The organism is Flavobacteriales bacterium, assembly GCA_016716605.1.
In the GTDB taxonomy this organism is placed as follows: Bacteria; Bacteroidota; Bacteroidia; order Flavobacteriales_F; family PHOS-HE28; genus PHOS-HE28.
In genome coordinates this window covers 1-17886 of record JADJWA010000002.1, presented here as the reverse complement: position 1 = coordinate 17886, position 17886 = coordinate 1, and the positions used below count along the sequence as shown (strand labels likewise).

Here is a 17886-nt window from a genome sequence, read left to right as displayed (position 1 = left end):
TCTTCGGTTGGTAGTTCGCCTTCAGGTAGTCAAACACCTTTCTATTACACCGGGAGATGATTTGGCGGATGTTCTCTGGCGTTGTTTGGTAGCGCGCCACCAAACCTTCTAGTACGTCGGATGGAAGATTCCTTGCTTGATTTCCCCTGTCCAGGCTCGTGATACTCCCAATAGACCATGAGTATGTGCCGGTCGCGTTCGTTACCAATGGTATTCATGGCGTGCGTAACCAACTCGCGGCCGAATGAAGGAGTTGTTTCATCCTCCTCACTCGCGATGTCCTTCCCCTCTTCAAGGCTTATCTCAGCATTGGCCCCTGTTCTTTTGTTTTCCTCGCGGAGCACCTGTAAGAGCGTGTTCTTTGCAATGCGCATCAGCCAGCCCTTTATCGTCCTCACTACTTCTGCTTTATCGGATACGCCGCGCGTGCTGAACGTACCGGCATGTGCCAAAACACGGACCGTCACCAGCGAAAAGATGTCGTCTGCAGTGTGAGGGCCGTTCGAGATGTTCTTGCACACGAGTCTGACTGCTCCATACAGAAAGGTGCGATAGCGCCTGTAGAATTCTCGGAAGGCCGCATTCTGCTCAGCAGGGGCATCTTTCATTGAGATGACGACCAAAAGGTCCTCATCAGCGTAGTCCGTGAAGGACTCCGAGATCGTAGCGCCTGCTTCTGCCATCGTCCGGCTTTCCGCTCACAAGGTAAATGCGGAACCGTGACAGCTCCTAAATGTCACGGTTGTGAGTTCTACTGAGAAACTAACTCACATGAAGAAGAACTATCTGAAGATCTCCGAGCACGTCAGGCATAGGCTCACCACTATCGCCTCGAACGACGTCGTCGTTGCCGCATCACGGAGCATAAGTGAACAGGAACTGTCCCGTGGAGCGCTCGCTCACTTGGGTGTGCGGATGGAAGACGGCCGCGTTGTGGTGCCCGAGGGTGAGATGCTCCCTGCCGAAGGCCGCGGCCGCTACAGCCGACGCAACAGGCTGGGGTGGGAGGTTGTCCTTCGTGATGAACCCAAGGTCCTCAAGACCTTCTACCTGGGTGAGCGACCGATATGGGGGGACTACAGCAAGGGTACGTTCTCCCTCCACCAGACGAGGTCGGTTTTCCAACGGGAGTACCACGCCCCGCGTGAGCTGAGCCTTTCCCTGGAACTGATCGAAACGAAGACCGACAACGGCATCAATCTGTACACGCTGAAGTGCCAGGTCAACGAGGTGCTCACCAAGACCGCCCCCAACTTCGATGCACTGCTGCTGTTCGACCTGAACCTTTTGCTCGAGAACTTCGGTGAGGCCGATGTGTTCAGTTCCACCGCCACCGCCGAGGACTACAAGCGGACTCTCTACGTGCGCTGGGAGTTCCTCCCTCCGGGTCAAGGGGAGGAGAACATCCGACGGATCGCCGGACGCCATCGTAACCCGGACCCATTGATCTTGGCCCGCATCAAGGACCGCTACGAGTTCATCGAGAGCCTAAGGCCGGTGCAGTGGGTGAACGGAAGCAGCGGGTTCAGGCGCTACTTCGGGGCCATGTTCGCGGCCAACCTGATCGTGCTGGAGAACACGGAATACGGCAATGCGGTCTATGTTATGTTCGAGGACTGGCAGGAGCTGAGCAAGCTCTCACGGCTCGAGCTGCTCGCTCGGCCGGATGCCAACTTCATCCGCGTGAAGCACCATCAGAACTGGAAGACTGGGTAAGATCATTGCCGAGCGGCGACCGTCAGATCAGAAGCGCGCATGACCTGCACGCTGTCACGGTTCTGCATTCTACAGGTGGGGCGCAACAAAAGCCCCAAGAACAATGGCAGAGACACATCAAATTCGGTGCATCAACAAGAGCGACAGGTACAACCCTCACGAGCGCATCCAGTATGTGGGAGGCGTGAACGACAACGGCACTCGATGGCGCCTGACGCAGCAAGAGGCCATCGCGGGCATCGAATCCGGGAAGTGGCGGTTCTTCGTGAGCGTTCGCGGGGACTTCGTGTGGGTCATCGTGGCGACTAGCCAGTACGGCAACAAGTACCTGAAGACCCAGAGTGACGGTGATCAGCCGAACAATCTCCTGAGCCTACCGGAGTGCCCGGTTGCGTGATTTGCGTGAGCGATCGTAGAGGGTAGACCGCAACCGTCGAAGGAGGCGAGGACTAAGAGGGGAAAGCGCGACCCGAGTCCCGGCTCATGAGCCGGAAGAGGGGCACGCCCACATCGATGAACGCCCCGTTGATCGCCGCGCCCTTGCCTTGGTCACTATCTACTTACGCTCCAATTCCTCCGCCCGCTGCTCGCCCTCGCCCTGCTTACGTCCTCCTTCGTTGCGCGCGCGCAGGTCTTCGCGTGGGCCGCGCCGGTGGGCTATGGGGTGGGCAAGGCCGTGGCCGTGGATGCGCAGGGCAACGTGTACGCCTGCGGCAATGCCAACACCCAGGTGGACTTCGACCCCGGGCCCGGGGAGGCGCTGAGCCCGGCGGGCAGCGGCGTGTACGGCGACAACTCAAACCTCCGCAGGTCTCGCCCGCGTGCATGCTTGTGCGCGTGGGGCGGGCCCTGCGGTTCGTAGGCGCGTTGAGCTATCTCGTGTGATCGATCCGGTGGGCATCCTTCTTCCGCAGCTTTTCCCACAGCTGCCGCTCCTCCGGGCTGAACATGTCCGGTCCCTTGAAGGTATCGCAGGAGATGATGCGTTTGCCGTTGAGCCTGCCGAAGACCAGGCCCTGGTCGATGGCGGCGGCGAACTCCGGCTGGGCGGGGTAGAAGCGCTTGCCTTGCCGCATCGGCAGGTCGGGGTATTGCTTGAAGAAGCCCATGAGGTTGGTGAGCTTCACGCCCATCACCTCGGTGCGCAAGCCCCAGCGGCCCCAGAAGTGGCTATCGAAGTGCAGGGGGAATTTGTGCCCGCGCAGCAGGATGGCGTCCAGCGCCTCGTTGCGGTAGGCCTCCGGGCCGTGCCACCACCACATGAGCGCATGGGTCTGCAAGCCGGTGGGCGTTACGCGCACGCGGCAGCGCCATTGCGTGTGCTTGTAACGGTACATGTAGTCGCCGCCAGTGGAGGCCTGCGGGTTCTTCTGGAGGGCGTGCTGCAGGATGGCGCCGCGCAAGCGCATGCTGCGCTCCACATCGGGGTAAAGGCGCCGGGCCTCGGTCAGCTTTGCTTCCAGTTGCTCCAGCGGGATGGCCATGCCACCCAAAGGTTGGGTTGCGCCGGTCAACGGCTCAGTGGCGGGTGTGTCGTTCCCAACAGGGAGCGGTGAATTCGATCGCCACTCCGACAGGGTCTCCTGAAAGGGACCCTGTCGCTCATGTCGGAACGAAGAGCAGGCATCAGCGGTCACTTGGCCCCTGTCTCACTCCCGCACCACCCGTACGGCCCCTGGGCTCCCCGCTTCGCGCAGCAGGTACAGTCCGCGTGGCAGATCCTCCAGGGTGAGCGTGGCACTGGATCCGATTACGCGTTCGCTCCGCACCACGCGACCCTGCGCATCGCAGAGCAGCACGGTGTGCGGACCATCGTTCGCGAACGAAAGCGTGACCGTCGAGCTGGTGGGGTTGGGAAAGACCGTTAACGCATCCGCCACGCGCTCTTCCACTGCTGTGCTGATGATCTGCACCGGCGTTGACGGCGCGCTGGTGCACCCGAGCGCATCGGTGACCACCACGGTGTAGCTGCCGCTCGCCGTGGCGGTGATCCAGGGCCAGGTGGCATCGGGCAGCGGTGCGCCATCGAGGTACCATTGGATCTGCGGTCGCCAGGCGGTCCACAGGATCTCCCCGCTCTGGAACACGATCGGCACGTCCGGTTCGGCGGGGCATTGCAGGGCTGCGCGGTACACATCGCCGTAGCGCCCCACGGCGATCAGCGCGCCATCCACCATCGTCGCATCACCGATGAGGACATCGAAGGGCTCGGGCACCACGTAGGTCCAATCGTCGCCGCCGTTGGTGGTGCGCAGCGCGTAGCCGCTCACGCTCACCGCATAGCCCGTATCGGGGTCGGTGAAGAAGATGCTCATGGTGTATTGCGGCAGTGAGAAGAGGGGCGTCCAGGTGTCGCCGCCATCGGTGGTGCGCCCGCCCCCGTTGCCCGCGTAGAAGCCGAGCGTATCGTTGAGGAAGAAGATGCTGTTGATATCGGCGTTGGTGGGCGGGTCCAGCCATTCCCAGGTGATGCCGCCATCGGTGGTGCGCGCCAGCAGGCCGCCCTCGCCACCGGCGAAGCCCAGCGTGTCGTTCACGAACCAGAGGTCGTAGATGTTGCCGCCATCGAGCGTGTGCTGCCACGAGGCCCCGGCGTTGGTGGTGCGGTAGCAGCCGCCGTTCACGTAGCCGCCGCCCACCACGGCCGTGGTGGCATTGAAGGCCCAGGTGCAACGGATGGCCACATTGGGTCCGGGGTGGTTGGTGCTCGTGGCGAAGAAGTCGGTGGTATGGCGGTTGGCGCCTACACCACCGCCGAGCCAGCCGATGCCATTCGGGCGGAGATGCACGCCGAGCCATTGCCCTGCGCCCGTGCTCGCATTGGTCCAGCTGCGTCCGCCGTCCGTGGTGCGTACCACGCCATTCTCGAGGCCGCCCATGGTCTGCCAGCCCGCGGAGGCGCCGTTCGCTTCGGTGCCGAAGCTCACCTTGTTGAACATGGTGTGGTAGGTGCCGATCTGCACGGGCGTCCACGTGGCGCCGAAGTCCAACGTGCGGTACACGCGTGCCTCGCCACCGATCAGGCCGATGCCGCTGGGATCGATCCACGCGCTGTAGAGGTCCTGGAACTGGTCGAGGGTCTGCGCGCTCCAGCTGTTGCCGCCGTTGGTGCTGCGGATCACGGTGCCGTTGTTGCCTGTGGCGATCAGCGTGCTGCCCTGCACGAAGAGGCTGAGCAAACTGTTGGTGGTGGGACTGCTTTGCATCGTCCAGCTATCGCCGCCGTCGCTGGTGCGGATGATCTCGCCGCCAAGGCCAACCGCGATGCCGTTGAGCGCATCGAAGAAGTGGATGCCACGCATGTTGTAAGTGATGGGCGTGGTGAGCGGCACCCAGTTGGCCCCGGCATCGGTGGTGCGCAGCAGGATGGCGCCGGTGGCCGCCGCGAAGCCCAGCGTGTCGTTCACGAAGTGCAGGGCCACGATGGCGTTGGTGGTGCCGCTGGTCTGCAAGGTCCACGTGGCGCCGCCGTCGGTGGTGCGCACGATCTTGCCGCTCTCGCTGCCGGCCCAGCCCAGGGTGTCGTTCACGAAGTGCAAGGTGCCCAGGTTGCCGTAGGTGGGCTGATAGACCGAGCTCGCCGAGGCCCAGCCATCGGTGGTGCGATAGAAGCGGCCGGAGTTGGCGCCGATGATGCCGCGCTGATCGTCCCACATCCACAGCACGCGCGGCTTGTCGATGAGGTTGTAGGGCTTGCGCTCCCAGCTCGCACCGGCATCGGTCGTCTTCATCACGAAGCCGAGCACGCGGTCGATCATGAAGCCCGTGGTGGGATCCACCATGCGCACGGAAGGCAGTTCGCTCCGGGTCTTCACGGGCGTCACCAATTCCCAAGTCTGCGCGGATGCAGATTGGACGAGGAGCAGCGGCAGGAGCAGTGCGGAACGATGGAGCATGGGGCAAAGGTCGGGCAGAGGGCTCGCCGCAGATTCAGCCTACAAGCGCCAGTCGGCGCTGAAGACAGAATGCAACAAACCACGGATGCGCACTGATGGACGCGGATTCAAAACGCGATTGATCATTACAAACTGAACGGATGCGCCTACCCAGCCATGAAATGGTTGTGCTATTGCTCTTTTAAAGACCCCAACGGCAACATCCAGGTGATGTTGACCATCGTGCAGCGGTTCCTGCTATTCAGTTTCCCACCGGTTACCCAGTTCAGGTCCACCATGGTGAAGCCGTTGTGAATGTTCGCCATGCCTTGTTGGTAGCGGAACTCCGCGCCGATCCAGGTGGCGCCAAGGGGCAAATTGACACCTGCCCCGACGCACCATCCCATGTCCACGGTGTTATAGCCCAACCACCTGGGTCGATGGCGCGGACAGGTCCACTTTGCACAACGGTGGGGGCCGTGGGGCTGAAGGGGCCCGCCTTCATGTCACGCACGCGTGCGCTGAGCATGGACCCCACCCATGGTCCCGCACCCAGATAGATACCGCGCGGTGCGGTGCCGGTGTAATACCGCAGCATCACTGAGAGGTCGAGGTAATCGTAGGTCCAGCGGTGGTGGTAGGGATTGCCGGGGGCGTTCTTCGCAGGCAACTCATCGAAGCCCTTCTGCCTGTATGCGAGCTCGATGGTAGGCCCAGGTGCTTCGCGATGGGCAGGCTGAGTTGCACGCCTGCGCTCATGCCCCAACGGCGGTCGGTGTTCACCTCAATGCCATCGTAGAACTCGGCCCGGGCGTTCACTGGTCCGGTCATCACACCGAAGGTGACCTGTGCGCATGCGAGCATGCTGGTGATGGAGAGGACGAATACGAGGGGGCACGAAGGCGGAGGTGGTGGCGCATTGCACGAAGATATTCGAGGGTGGTCCCGGTCGAGTCTGGGATGGCGGCCCGGAGCAGGCCGATCAGATTTGGATAGCTCAGCTACCGCGCGGATGCGCCTTCCTGCGCAGCGGTGGCCGGCCTGCTGTAAAAGAGTGCGGCTGCACCGATCGCGAGATGAGGTAGCTCATGGAGGTGGCCAGCATGAGCGGCACGAACAAAGCATAGCCGCCGGTGATCTCCGCGATGAGGAAGATGGCGGTGAGCGGCACGTGGATGGTTCCGCTGAGCACCGCCGCCATGCCCACCACGGTGAAGTTGGTTTCGTTGAGTTGGGCGATCCCCAAGAGGTTGGCCGCATGGGAGAAGGCGAAGCCGCACATGCCGCCGATGAAGAGCGATGGGCCGAACATGCCGCCATTGCCGCCGGCGCCCAGTGTCAGGGAGGTGGCCACCACTTTCAGGAGCATGAGGGCGATTACGAGCCCTTCCAAGTTCCAATCGCCGAGGCCCAATTGCAGGGGGGCGTGCGCCGCGAGCCGGTGCGCGTCGCCGCTGAGGAGGCTCTCCACGCCGTGATAACCCTCGCCGAGCAAGGGTGGGAAGAACAGGATCAAGGAGCCGAGCAGGAGACCGCCCACCACTGCCTTGGCGTAAGGCGCCTTCCACCGTCCGAAACGGGCACCGATCCAGAAGTAGACGCGCACGTTGTACAACGAAAGACCCGCTGCCACCAGCGCCAGTCCGAAATAGTAGGGCAGGGCGGCCGCGTTCCACGAATCGGTGATCAGCACGAAGGGCGTATCGCGATAGATGAGCGAGGAGACGAAAGCGGAGGAGGCCGAGGCGATGAGCACCGGCACCACCATGGGGATGGCGATGTTCAGCAGGATGGCCTCGAGCGCGAAGATGGCCCCGGCGATGGGCGCGTTGAAGATGGCCGAGATGCCGGCGGCCGCGCCGCAGGCAAGGAGCAATTGCCGCGAGGGCTCATCGACTTTCAGCCAGCGCGCCATGTTGCTGCCCTAAAGCCGCCCCCGTTACGGCGATGGGTGCTTCCAGCCCCGCCGATCCGCCGGTGCCCATGGTGAGTATGCTGGTGACCACCTGCGAATAGAGCTTATGAGAATTCGGGTCACGCCCTTGTTCTCCTTCGTCCTTGAGCACCGAGGGCAGTCCGCGGCCCAGTTTCCCCTGAGCCAAGACTTGCGTGAAGAGCACCGAGAGCAGGATCCCGCTGGTGGGTATCAGCAGCACGAGCAGTCAGCGCGGCGCGAGCCGAACAGCCAATCGTGCAACAGCCGCGTCAGTTCCGACACGCCCTGTTTTTCAGGGCCACCGCGCGAGCGCGGAAGATCCCGGTCGGGATGCCCGCGATCGCCAGTGAGGTGTTCTCCCCGGAAGTAGCGCCCGCGCCAGTACCGGATCTCATGCGATGGCAGGAATGTGAGCCGCAATAGCGCTGGGCAACGCTGCGAAGTTCTTGCCTGGCAGGGTATGCCACCATGCGCCACATCCGGTGCAGGCCCGATGATGGTGAACGGGGAAGAACATGGGTCAGGCCTTGCGACAGTAGGAACGTGCATGGCGAACTTTGCCGCGAGCGGAACCCCGCTTCGTGACCGCAAAAGTCCAACACCCGCGCACACCAGACCATGGAGCCACAACCTCACGCACCAAAGTATCGCGGACCATGGGCTGATCGGCGTTGCCGGACCGCTGCCCTGGTCAGCAGCCGGGGAGAAGATCGCCTGGGTGTTGCGCGCCGCATTTCGATTCCCCTTTTTTCGCGCGCTTGCTCGATCGTGCGCGCGGTGGCAGCTGGGAACTGCAACCTACGGAAGCGTTCCGCTCGAACCACGAGTATGCCCGGCACGAACGTGCTGGTGACCACCTACCTGCGATGAGGTCGTGTGCGGACATTGGATTTCATGGATGTGACCCCGAAAGCGGAAGCATGGAGCCAGGCCCGGCGCATTGTTCCGCATGCATTGCTTGGCGAAACGGTGCGGATGCGTTCGGTGCATGCCGCGCCCTGGCAATGGCAGTGATTGAGCCCGTGTTCAACCTGCATGGCAACGACGCGCATTTCGGCGCTTTCCACTGCACGGCACCCGGTGCGTGGGAAGTCGACGCGCAAGCGCATGCCATCGAGCACGCGATGACGATGAGCGCGAGCGAGCGCTCCGCCTATGCCTGGCGGACCAGGAATGGAAATCACTGGGGACGCGTTTGAGGCGTGGACGGAACATTGGCCTACTGGCACGGTTGGTCGGCGCGCTGCGGTACATCGGTCCTTACCGGACGGCGGTGAGAGTGGTGTGCGCGCTGAAGTTGCTGCAACGACCAGGATTCCGGTGCCATCGCGGCGGCGCCCACCCCACCTCGCTGCCGGAGGAGATCGGCGGCGTGCGCAATTGGGATTACCGCTTCTGCTGGATACGCGATGCCTCCTTCACCCTGAACGCTATGATGAAGGCCCGGCTACCTGGAGGAGGAGGAGGAACTCTTCAAATGGCTCTTCAGGGACAGGAAGTTAGGCCGGAATTGCAAGTGCTGTACCCCGCTGAGTGCGGAAGGCAGCGTGGCGGAGATCGAACTCGATCACCTGGAAGGATACCGCCGTTCCAAAGCCGGTTCGTGTGGGCAAACGCGGCTGCCCGGCAGTTGCAGCTTGATGTGTTCGGAGAAGTCTTCGATGCCATCCACTTCGCCGTGCACGAAAGCCCTCCGGATCCGCGTCCCCTTTGGCAGCACGTGCTTCCGTTGATCGATTGGTGCTCGAACATTGGCAGTTGCCGGAGAACGGGATATGGGAGGTGCGCGGCGGCCACAGGCACCTTCTTCGGCAAGGTGATGTGCTGGGTGGCGCTCGACCGCGCAATCCAGCTGGCGGAACGGTACCGTCTGCCGGGAGATGTGACCATTGGAAGGACCATCGTTCGCGCATCAAGAACGACGTGCTGCACCATGGATGGAGCGACTGCTGCAGGCCTTCATGCAATCGTATGAGGATGTACGGCTGGACGCCGCGAACCTTATGCTGCCGATCCTGGGCTTAATCGACGGCGCCGACTGCCGCGCATATTCGCGACCATCGAGGCGACCAACACACGCTTGGTGGACAACGGTCTGTGCTATCGCTACCTGGACGCGCCGGACGGCGTGGAGGAGGAGCGAGGCCACCTTCGTGCTCTGCAGCTTCTGGCTCATTGAAGCGCTGATCCTCGCCAGCCGAATGTGGACGAGGCGCGCAACCTGTTCGAGCGGATGCTTTGCGCGCGCGCCACTGGAGCGTATGCCGAGGAATTGGACGCCGTCACGGGCGAACACCTGGGAAATTTCCCGCAGGCCTTCTCGCACGTCGGCTTGATCAACGCTGCCGTGGCGCTGGATCGGCAGCGACCGCCTGCATGATGGACCTGTGCATGCGTGCATGCGGATCAAGCAAACACCATCACCACCGCCGGATGGGGTGGCGGCAAGGGTTCCCAACAGGGCGAGGACATCCTCGTGGCTGCGCACGTTGTAGCGCGCGCGCAGGGGACCATGCCCACCTTGATGCTCATGGCATCGATGGGCAGCACCTTGAAAGATGTCCTCATCCGTGCGGTCGTCGCCGATGGCCATGACCATTCGCCAAGGGGCGCTCCTCGGGGCCCTTTACCGCCGTTCCTTGTCGATGCCCTAGGCCGCACCTCGAGACCATGTTCCTTCGATGTTCTGCAAATCGAACGGGCGGGCCATGTCGTTCAACACGTTCACCGGTTCGCGGGGCATAAAGCCCAGTCCTGCGCGGCACCGCGATTATCCGAGGCGACCGCGGTCGTCTTCTCCACAGTGAGCCCGGGCGGCGTCGTGGAACTGCTGAACAAGATGCGGACTCCTTCCATTCGGTCCTCCAGTCTGGAACTGACCATGAACCTCAGGGGCCTGGCATCAGCCTGTGCTCGGCGATCGTGCACGGGCAGACCGCCGTACCAGGCGTAACGCGTGTCTCTCGGTCGCGCTCGCTCACAATCGCCACGGCGTTGCGCGGATGCGGCGAGCTGATCCGGGAGGACCGGAGCGCGGTTTGCCTGGCGCAGCTCGGCGGGCCGTTTGGAAAAAGGGAACCAAAGGGTGCCGTCTTGATGCGGAAGATCCATCGCGACCGGGCCTTGGCATAGGCGCTCAGGAATGTCTGGCGTACCTCGGGGTGGCTTCCTTCACCTGCAGCTGGCGGCGGATGGCCACCGCGCCGTCCAGCTGGTCAGGAGGATCCTCTCGCCCAGCGCACCACGTCGTGCCGCGCGTGAGTCGTTGCTGCGTCTCGGCCGTGCGCGGACTGCTCCCTCGGGTGGCATGTCTCAATGCGGCGAGCAGCGCGCCAGCGATCGCATCGCGGTCCCGCGTGGGGTTGATGATGATGGCGCTCCCCGGCTCAATCTCGCGGCCCTGCGGTCTCACTCAGGATCGGCCGCGCGCGCGGTCATCGCCCGCCGCCACAGCTCTTTCGCCACCAGGTTCATCCCATCGCGCAGCGGCGTGATCGACGCCACATCGGCGGACTGGTAGAGTGCGCACAGCTTCTTGTGGATCACCGATCGGTACTGGTACCCACCGGTTGCCAGTCCACGCCTCCGAAAGCGCCCGTTGATCGAAGTCCGTCCGCGGCTTCGATGCCCTCCTACAGCTCGCGGTGTTGGCGTCGCTCGGCATCTCGCGATGATGGGACGATCGACAGGATAGAAGGTCACCCTTGCCCCCATCTCGGGATGCGTATCAAGGCTCGTAGCCCTGCGTGTCGTTTGGCACGCCCCTTGATGTAATCGGCCGGTCGTTGGAGAGGATCAAGCGACCCATGGTGCTTCGGCGCAACAGGTTCTTCTCGGCCACCACGGCGTGGTCGTCAGAAAACCTCCGCGGAACCGCGCCGGATCGATGCTCACGGGAAGGCATCCACCACCGTGGAATGGGCGCGGCCGCGCACGGCGCGCAGGTCGGTTCGCTACCCGAGCGGCTGCCGCACTCTTCCAGCAGGTAATGCGCGTGGTCGTGCGCTTACGGCTTCGCCAGGTCGGCGCCAGGGACCTCGAGCAGTTCGGTTGCGCCGTGCGGCGGGCAGCAGGCGGAACATCTCGTAGGAGGAAAGGGATGTGGAGGGGCTGATGGGCATGTCCGAGGAAGCGCTCGCGTTACACTGGCCGGCAAGAGCATCAGATGATAGTCGTGTATCCACACCCGGTCGCGGGGTCGTGCGGTCTGCTCCAGCGTTTCAAGAAAAAGCTGATTGGCCACGCGGCGTGGTCGAACCAATCCTGCTCCTAGCGCCACCGAAGGGGAAATAGTGGAACAGCGGCGCAAGGTGCTATTGGAGAAACCGTTGTCGTTGCCGGTCGCGCGTCACATCGGCAGCAGTGCCACGGGGCGCACTTCATAGCGCCCGCCATCAGGCTGGGCACCGGAGGCGACGAACGTTGCCAGTCGGCGCGTGCGCACTTCGGTGGCGCCTACCCCTACTGGGTCGCGCCTGGTCCATCGGTGCCGGGCCCGTCGGCTGTCAGGAGGTAGGATCCGATGCTACTCACCAGGCCTCCTGCGCTGGGCGTTACGATGGTTCGGCCTTCGCGCTCGGTGTAGCGGAATAGCAGGCGGTTGGAAGCGATGAGTCGAGGCGGTTCTCACTCTTCATGATTCGGTGTTTGCTCACATCCATTTCACGGTGCGTATCGGATGCGGGATCGCAATGCCTTCCTCCCGGTACTTCTGGTGAAGGGCCTTGATGAAATTCGCCATCAGTTGGAAGCGCTCGGTAATTCCGCGGCGCAGGATCGCCGAAAGCCGATGCTCGATTCGGCAGGCGTGTGGTACCGAACGGATGACGCAGAAATCCTTCAAGGTGGGATTGCAGCCGACGCAGCACCTGGCCAGCGGTCGCAATGGTCACCTTTTCGACGTGGTCCAGGTCGCTGTCGTAGCTCACGCCCACTTGCACGAGAACCGCCCTCCGCATCCGGGCTGATGGTTCTGCACGATGGAGGAGGCCAGCTTGGCGTTGGGCACCACGATCGTGTGTTGGAAGCGTCGCCGGATGGTAGTATTGCGCCAGGTGATCTCTCCGTGAGGTAGCCTTCTTCGCCGCTCTCCAGCTTCACGTAGTCGCCCGTTCACTGGCGAAGCGTCGACTACAGGCCCGCGAACAGATTTGAGCGTATCCCCGCAACGCGAAGAAGAGCGCCACCGCAAACCGCCCCGCCGAGAGCGGTTACCATCGGCGCGATGGAGATGTGCCGAGTCGTGGAGGACGATAAGTGCTCCGACGGAAAGATGAGCACACGCGCGCGATGATGCGAGATCAGGCCGTTGCTGTTCAACCTCCGGGGCGCTTTCGTGGATTGCAGATTTTGGGCCGATACGCGCGCCGCCACTCGACGGCAGATGGTGAGCACGTGAGCATCAGCATCACGCCACGGGTTCGATGCATGCCTCTCGCCTTCCGGATTCGGCGGAACGCATAATGTAGGTGGACGTCTCGTCGAAGGCGCACCAGATCCGGCAGCATGCCGTTGAACGCCGAACGATCGCCATCGTCAATGGGGCTCTCGGTGATTAGAGCCAACTTCCCGCAACATATCCGGCAGACCAGCAACCAGCCCAACCCGGTACCGCCAGTGCAAGCCAACGCCATCATGAGATCGCTGGAACTGCGCATCCCATTGCGGTTGGATTGCGGCCAACAACGGCTTGGCGAGTGAACAAGAGGCTCGCGCGTGAAGCCCAGGTAACGAGCCAATCCGATCGGGAAAGCCTCATGCATACGTGGGCGAGGTGCCCAGGTTGAGCCCGCTCACGCGATGTCGCACTTCGGCACGACAAGCAATGCGAGATGGAACGCTCGGCAAGTTAACGCCTCGGGAGCGTGGAGCGTGATCGGGCAGTTGCTCCTGGCTGCAGGGATCAAGCAAGCTCACGTGAGGCGGGTTGTTGCACGGGCAATAGCGCCTGTTAGGTGGCCACCAGTGCCGGCATCGACTGCGGGCACTTGCCGAGTCGATGAGGCGCTGGAAGCCGTCGACGCAGGCAACCGGTGTGCTTCTTCGCACTGCTTGGAGCCAACCAGGGCGAAGGCTTCAGCGGTGGTTGATTGATGGTGTCTCGCGGTTTCCGATTCGGTCAGTTCGGCACCGCTCCGATCGGCAAGGCGTCTCGCTGTTGGTTCGTGGCTCCGTGTCCCGCCCGCCCACGCTACGCCGGCGCGTCCACCTCAGCCGGTCGCCGCTCCGGATAAGCGCGACCCGGAGCCTCGCGGAGGCCCCAGGCACGGTCAGGCACCTATGAGACGCTGGATAGCTGCCCCTGAGCCGAGCGGGGGTGTCTCAACAACACCCTTCCAGGGGCTACGCGAGGAGGTTCTTTCCACATCTGGCGTTACGGAAGGCCGCACAAGAGCGACCGGCTATGCTCGGTTTCCGCGCTGCCTGGTCGCGAAATACCTCGTGCTCCTTCCGCCCATTCCTGAGATAGCCCTCTCGCCTGGCGCGCATGCGCTTCCAGCATCACGCGCGAACCAGTAGAAGCGCTCACGGCTTCTACATTTCGCCGCCCATGGCCGCAAGCCTTCATTCCCAAAGGCTCCCGCGACTTCGGTCCCGTGGAATACTGCGCCGCAAATACATCTTCGGCACCATCGAGAAGGTTTTTCAGAAGTGCGGTTACCTCCCGTTGGAGACGCCCGCCATGGAGAACCTGGAGACGCTCACCGGCAAGTATGGGGAGGAGGGGACAGGCTCATATTCAAGATACATGAAGCTGCGGCGCCGGTACGGGCAGCGCGGTACAGGATCGAAACCAAAGGGCCTCGCCGGGTGAGACGTTGGGGTATGACCTCACCGTTCCTTCGCGCTGCGTGGTGCAGAACCAGAACGAGATCGCCTTTCCCTTCAAGCGCTACCAGATCCGGCCGTGGCGCGCCATTCGTCCTGAAGGGCAGGTACCGCGAGTTCTACCAGTGCGATGCCGATGTGATCGGGAGCACGAGTTTGCTGAGCGAAGTGGAACTCGTGCAACTCTTCGATGAGGTCTTCACGGCGCTCGGCACGAAGGTGGTGGTGGTCCGGCAGCCGCAAGGTGCTCAGCAGCATCGCCGAGGTTTGCGAGCCAGCCGGAGAAGGTGGTGGACATCGTCACCTGCGATCGACAAGCTGGACAAGATGCGAAGTCGCGAGGAAGTGGAGGAGGAGATGCGAACGAAAGGTGTGAGCGACGGTACGACCGACATCGCGCCGCTCTTCGCGATTTGAAGGGCAGTTGGAGCGAACCAGCGGCCATTGCTGGAAAAGTAGCTGGCCTCTCATCCATCATCGCGCAGCAAGGGTTGAAGGACCTCTCCTTCACCTTCGATAACGTCGGCACGATGAAGGACGCGACGCTCAGAGTTCGACCCGACGCTCGCCCGCAGCCTCGACTATTACACTGGCGCCATCTTCGAGGTGAAGGCCGCCGAAGGCACCTTACCAAAGCAGCATCTGCGGCGGCGGTCGTTACGATGACCTCACGGGTGTCTTCTTCGGCCTGAAGGGCATGAGCAGCGTGGGCATCAGCTTCGATTGCGATCGCATCTACGATAATATGCTGGAGTTGAACAAGTTCCCGGCGGAATTGGCGACAGCACCAAGTTGCTCTTCTTCCTTCGGCGAGGAGGAAGCACTGCATTGGGTAAAGGCTGTTGCGGCGGGTGCGTGAAGCGGGCATCGCAGCGGAGCTGTATCCCGACCAAGTAGAAGCTGCCCAAACAGATGCATCTGCGCCGAGAAGAAAGGAATCCCTACGTGGCCATCGTGGGCGAGACGGAAATGAACGTGGGTCTGAGTGACCCTATGAAGAGAGAAGATGGGGGCAGGGGAGAAGGGCGAGGCCGTATCAATAGAGAATATGATCAGATCAATTGTCCCCGCTTCCGTAGCGTCGAAGCCACTGGGGTCCGACCACGCGAAAACACACCCACCGAGACCCAACGCCATTAACGCCTAGGCCTGAGCCTTACAGGGCTGAGTGCCATCCTGCGCGGGAAAAGCCCGTCATCGCCCTGGCGAAGGATGCCGTAGGCGCCGTGAAGCGCAGCCATGCCTGGTTGCTGCAGAAGCTGAAGGACAGCGATGCGCCGATCGCGGCGTGAACGCACGGCTTCGGGCCTTGCGCTGATCGCGCGCTCGCGAAGCGCGACCTGGCGCAATTGCAGAAGAAGAACCTGGTGATGACCCACGCCTGCGGCAGCGGCAGGCCCGTGCCGGCGGGAGATGCGTGCGCTGCATGCTCGTACTGAAGGTGCAGAACGGGGCTTTCGGCCACAGCGCCGTGGCGTTCTCCACCCGTTCAGCGCTTGGTCGACAGCCACAATGCCGATGTGCTGCCCGTGGTGGCCGCAGGCGCGGCTCGCTCGGCGCATCAGGAGACCTCAGCGCCGCTCGCGCCCCTCGCGTTCACCGCTGCTTGGTCTTGGCGAAGTGGTGATGGGCGGCAGGCGCATGACGGCGCTTGCTGCCGCGTTGAAAAAGCTCGGTTGGGCGCCGTTGGAGCTCAGCGGACCGAAGGAAGGGACTCGCGCTGCTCAACGGCACGCAGTTCGCGAACACTTCGCCGCGCTGCTCACCGTGAAGAGCATGCGCCTCGCGCATCGCCGACATGATGCGCAGCGGTCTCGATTGATGCAACCCGACAGCCGCACGGAGCCTTTCCCATCCGAGCGTACCACGCCGTGCGCCATCCCAGTCGAAAGCGCAAGTGGCCGGGCACGTACGCCGAACTGCTCGCCAGCAGCGCGATCGCTGTGCGCGAGCCGCACGTGCAGGATGCGTATTCGTTCCGCTGCGTCCCGCAGGTGCATGGCGCCCAGCCGCGATGCCATCGCATGCAATGGCCACGGTGGTGCAACGCAATTGGAATCCGTCACCGACAATCCGACCGTCTTCGACGACGACGACCTGATAAATCCGCGCAGGCAATTTCGCCCGGACAACCGTTGGCGCTCTCGCTCGATTGCTTCGCATCGCGATGGCCGGGCTCGGCAGCATCGGCGAGCGACGCATCTACAAACTCATCAGCGGTCAGCGCGGCCTGCCGCCTTTCCTGGTAGCGAAGGACGGGTTGAACCGCGGCTTCATGATCCGCAGTACACGGCCGCATCATTGGTGAGCGCCAACAAGCAGTGCATGCCCAACAGCGTCGATACCATCGACAGCACCGACGGGCAGGAGGACCATGTGAGCATGGGCGCCGCAGCCAGCCATCAAGACCTGGGATGTCGTGCATGATGTGGAGCGTGTGCTCGCTATCGAGGCTGCTCACACCGCAGCGCAAGCGCTGGAGTTCCGCAGGCCTTTGCGCAGCGCGAAGCCCGGTGGAAGCCCTTGGTGACCGGTGCAGAAACGCGTGCCCTTCATCACCGACGATGTGGTGATGCACGGCCCGGTGGAAGCGGCAGTGGCGATGCTGCGCGAGTTGGCGTAGGCCATGGATCTCTACCTGCTCCCCGGTCTCGGCGCCGATGGCCGCCTCTTCCAGTAAGCTGGAATTGCCCGGCCATGAGGGGCACGCATTGGATTCAGCGCAGATGCCGGAAAGCGGCACGCTCCGCGACTACGCCGAGGTGCTGGCTCGCCGCGTGAACGCCACGAAGCCACGCATGCCCTCATCAGCGGCGTGAGCATGGGCGGCATGGTTGCGCAGGAGGAGATGGCTGCGATAACCCAACCCGTGCGGACCATCACCGTGAGCAGCTGGAAGGGGCCGCACGAGATGCCCCCGCCCACGCACTTGCTCCCGCGGCACGCATGCGGAGAGACTTCTCGCGGCGACCCCCCCCGAACGCGTGATGCCCATGGTGCGCTACCAGATGGGGCTGGAAACGCGGGAGGACATCGCGCTCTTTGATGCCTTCACCGCCGCGATGCCGCGTTGGCCCAGCTGCGAATCCAGATGGCTGCCGTGCTGGGGTGGGAAGGCCAGCTCAACCGGTATGAAGGGATTGGCGCATCCACGCTGATAAACCGGCTGATGCCCATCGCGCACGTGAAGAGCGCCGGTGGTGATTCCGGACGGTGGGCGCTTCGTGAGTCTTCAATCGCGCACTGGAGGTGAGCTCGGCGGTGCAAAGACGGCTTTCGTCGATGGTTGAAGGCAACGGACCCGCTGGACGCTCGATCCATCTACAGCGGCACGATTGATAACCCGGGATCTCGCTCTGCCCATCCGAAATGAATGCCCCGGTAGTTTTCACACCCACAAGTGCGCCCACATACGCGACATTCACTCAGGGCCTTGGCCCTTCGCGGTCACCAGGCTTCGCTTGCAGCGAGGGGTGGGCGCAGCCGTGCAACATGACCGTGAATGCCACGCCGAACGGCGTGCAGACGATC

General features: G+C 62.9%; 18 protein-coding genes. 5 read left to right on the top strand and 13 right to left on the bottom strand.

What is annotated here, in order from left to right:
- Positions 1-44: 44 nt before the first annotated feature.
- The gene (locus IPM12_14955) at positions 45-683 is read right to left on the bottom strand and encodes a sigma-70 family RNA polymerase sigma factor (GenBank protein MBK9149101.1); all 639 of its coding nucleotides are present in this window, start codon (positions 681-683) and stop codon (positions 45-47) included.
- An 88-nt stretch (positions 684-771) separates the two neighbouring features.
- On the opposite strand from IPM12_14955, the gene IPM12_14950 reads away from it, so the two are divergent.
- On the top strand, positions 772-1716 hold the full coding sequence (locus IPM12_14950) for a hypothetical protein (GenBank protein MBK9149100.1): 945 nt from the start codon (positions 772-774) through the stop codon (positions 1714-1716).
- A 103-nt stretch (positions 1717-1819) separates the two neighbouring features.
- Positions 1820-2113, top strand: a complete 294-nt coding sequence (locus IPM12_14945) for a DUF3892 domain-containing protein (protein ID MBK9149099.1) — start codon at positions 1820-1822, stop codon at positions 2111-2113.
- Between the two features lie 475 nt (positions 2114-2588).
- Here IPM12_14945 and IPM12_14940 read toward each other — a convergent pair whose 3' ends face one another.
- The 11 genes from IPM12_14940 to IPM12_14890 all read right to left on the bottom strand — a co-directional run bounded on the left by IPM12_14940 (position 2589) and on the right by IPM12_14890 (position 14613).
- A complete protein-coding gene (locus IPM12_14940; protein MBK9149098.1) occupies positions 2589-3200 on the bottom strand; it encodes a hypothetical protein in 612 nt (203 codons plus the stop codon).
- A gap of 165 nt (positions 3201-3365) precedes the next feature.
- A complete protein-coding gene (locus IPM12_14935; GenBank protein ID MBK9149097.1) occupies positions 3366-5612 on the bottom strand; it encodes a T9SS type A sorting domain-containing protein in 2247 nt (748 codons plus the stop codon).
- A gap of 170 nt (positions 5613-5782) precedes the next feature.
- Entirely contained in the window at positions 5783-5998 is a 216-nt protein-coding gene (locus tag IPM12_14930; GenBank protein MBK9149096.1) for a hypothetical protein, read from the bottom strand.
- A 190-nt stretch (positions 5999-6188) separates the two neighbouring features.
- Entirely contained in the window at positions 6189-6455 is a 267-nt protein-coding gene (locus IPM12_14925) for a hypothetical protein (GenBank protein MBK9149095.1), read from the bottom strand.
- Between the two features lie 133 nt (positions 6456-6588).
- Positions 6589-7506, bottom strand: coding sequence for a chloride channel protein (locus tag IPM12_14920; GenBank protein MBK9149094.1), 918 nt, complete (start codon positions 7504-7506; stop codon positions 6589-6591).
- Positions 7481-7747, bottom strand: coding sequence for a chloride channel protein (locus IPM12_14915; protein ID MBK9149093.1), 267 nt, complete (start codon positions 7745-7747; stop codon positions 7481-7483). Before IPM12_14915 ends, IPM12_14920 begins: the two co-directional genes overlap by 26 nt.
- Before the next feature lie 1692 nt (positions 7748-9439).
- Positions 9440-10120: a hypothetical protein gene (locus tag IPM12_14910; protein ID MBK9149092.1), complete on the bottom strand. Its 681-nt coding sequence runs from the start codon at positions 10118-10120 to the stop codon at positions 9440-9442.
- A gap of 543 nt (positions 10121-10663) precedes the next feature.
- Positions 10664-10939, bottom strand: coding sequence for a hypothetical protein (locus tag IPM12_14905; GenBank protein MBK9149091.1), 276 nt, complete (start codon positions 10937-10939; stop codon positions 10664-10666).
- Entirely contained in the window at positions 10936-11241 is a 306-nt protein-coding gene (locus IPM12_14900) for a trehalose-6-phosphate synthase (protein MBK9149090.1), read from the bottom strand. The genes IPM12_14905 and IPM12_14900 overlap by 4 nt, the downstream gene beginning before the upstream one ends.
- Positions 11242-11533: 292 nt before the next feature.
- Positions 11534-11770 (bottom strand): trehalose-6-phosphate synthase, encoded by a 237-nt coding sequence (locus IPM12_14895; GenBank protein MBK9149089.1) that lies wholly within the window; start codon positions 11768-11770, stop codon positions 11534-11536.
- A gap of 2642 nt (positions 11771-14412) precedes the next feature.
- A complete protein-coding gene (locus IPM12_14890) occupies positions 14413-14613 on the bottom strand; it encodes a hypothetical protein (GenBank protein ID MBK9149088.1) in 201 nt (66 codons plus the stop codon).
- Between the two features lie 439 nt (positions 14614-15052).
- Between IPM12_14890 and IPM12_14885 the strand changes: the two genes are divergently transcribed.
- Positions 15053-15214: a hypothetical protein gene (locus IPM12_14885; protein ID MBK9149087.1), complete on the top strand. Its 162-nt coding sequence runs from the start codon at positions 15053-15055 to the stop codon at positions 15212-15214.
- A gap of 761 nt (positions 15215-15975) precedes the next feature.
- Entirely contained in the window at positions 15976-16782 is an 807-nt protein-coding gene (locus IPM12_14880; protein ID MBK9149086.1) for an aromatic amino acid lyase, read from the top strand.
- 30 nt (positions 16783-16812) lie between these two features.
- Here the strand turns inward: IPM12_14880 and IPM12_14875 are convergent, their stop codons facing one another.
- A complete protein-coding gene (locus IPM12_14875; GenBank protein MBK9149085.1) occupies positions 16813-16983 on the bottom strand; it encodes a hypothetical protein in 171 nt (56 codons plus the stop codon).
- A gap of 32 nt (positions 16984-17015) precedes the next feature.
- Here IPM12_14875 and IPM12_14870 point away from each other — a divergent pair, with 32 nt between their 5' ends.
- Positions 17016-17174 carry a hypothetical protein gene (locus IPM12_14870; GenBank protein MBK9149084.1) on the top strand — a complete coding sequence of 53 codons (159 nt, stop codon included), beginning with the start codon at positions 17016-17018 and terminating at the stop codon, positions 17172-17174.
- Positions 17175-17886 lie beyond the last annotated feature (712 nt).

What these genes read in the sequence shown, in the direction of transcription:
- IPM12_14950 (MBK9149100.1), top strand. Translation starts at nt 772, where the DNA reads ATGAAGAAGAACTATCTGAAGATCTCCGAGCACGTCAGGCATAGGCTC.
- IPM12_14920 (MBK9149094.1), bottom strand. Translation starts at nt 7,506, where the DNA reads ATGGCGCGCTGGCTGAAAGTCGATGAGCCCTCGCGGCAATTGCTCCTT.
- IPM12_14885 (MBK9149087.1), top strand. Translation starts at nt 15,053, where the DNA reads ATGAGCAGCGTGGGCATCAGCTTCGATTGCGATCGCATCTACGATAAT.
- IPM12_14940 (MBK9149098.1), bottom strand. Translation starts at nt 3,200, where the DNA reads ATGGCCATCCCGCTGGAGCAACTGGAAGCAAAGCTGACCGAGGCCCGG.
- IPM12_14955 (MBK9149101.1), bottom strand. Translation starts at nt 683, where the DNA reads ATGGCAGAAGCAGGCGCTACGATCTCGGAGTCCTTCACGGACTACGCT.
- IPM12_14910 (MBK9149092.1), bottom strand. Translation starts at nt 10,120, where the DNA reads ATGGCCATCGGCGACGACCGCACGGATGAGGACATCTTTCAAGGTGCT.
- IPM12_14935 (MBK9149097.1), bottom strand. Translation starts at nt 5,612, where the DNA reads ATGCTCCATCGTTCCGCACTGCTCCTGCCGCTGCTCCTCGTCCAATCT.
- IPM12_14870 (MBK9149084.1), top strand. Translation starts at nt 17,016, where the DNA reads ATGGCCGCCTCTTCCAGTAAGCTGGAATTGCCCGGCCATGAGGGGCAC.
- IPM12_14890 (MBK9149088.1), bottom strand. Translation starts at nt 14,613, where the DNA reads ATGCTGCTGAGCACCTTGCGGCTGCCGGACCACCACCACCTTCGTGCC.
- IPM12_14900 (MBK9149090.1), bottom strand. Translation starts at nt 11,241, where the DNA reads ATGGGGGCAAGGGTGACCTTCTATCCTGTCGATCGTCCCATCATCGCG.
- IPM12_14875 (MBK9149085.1), bottom strand. Translation starts at nt 16,983, where the DNA reads ATGGCCTACGCCAACTCGCGCAGCATCGCCACTGCCGCTTCCACCGGG.
- IPM12_14925 (MBK9149095.1), bottom strand. Translation starts at nt 6,455, where the DNA reads ATGCTCGCATGCGCACAGGTCACCTTCGGTGTGATGACCGGACCAGTG.
- IPM12_14930 (MBK9149096.1), bottom strand. Translation starts at nt 5,998, where the DNA reads ATGGGATGGTGCGTCGGGGCAGGTGTCAATTTGCCCCTTGGCGCCACC.
- IPM12_14945 (MBK9149099.1), top strand. Translation starts at nt 1,820, where the DNA reads ATGGCAGAGACACATCAAATTCGGTGCATCAACAAGAGCGACAGGTAC.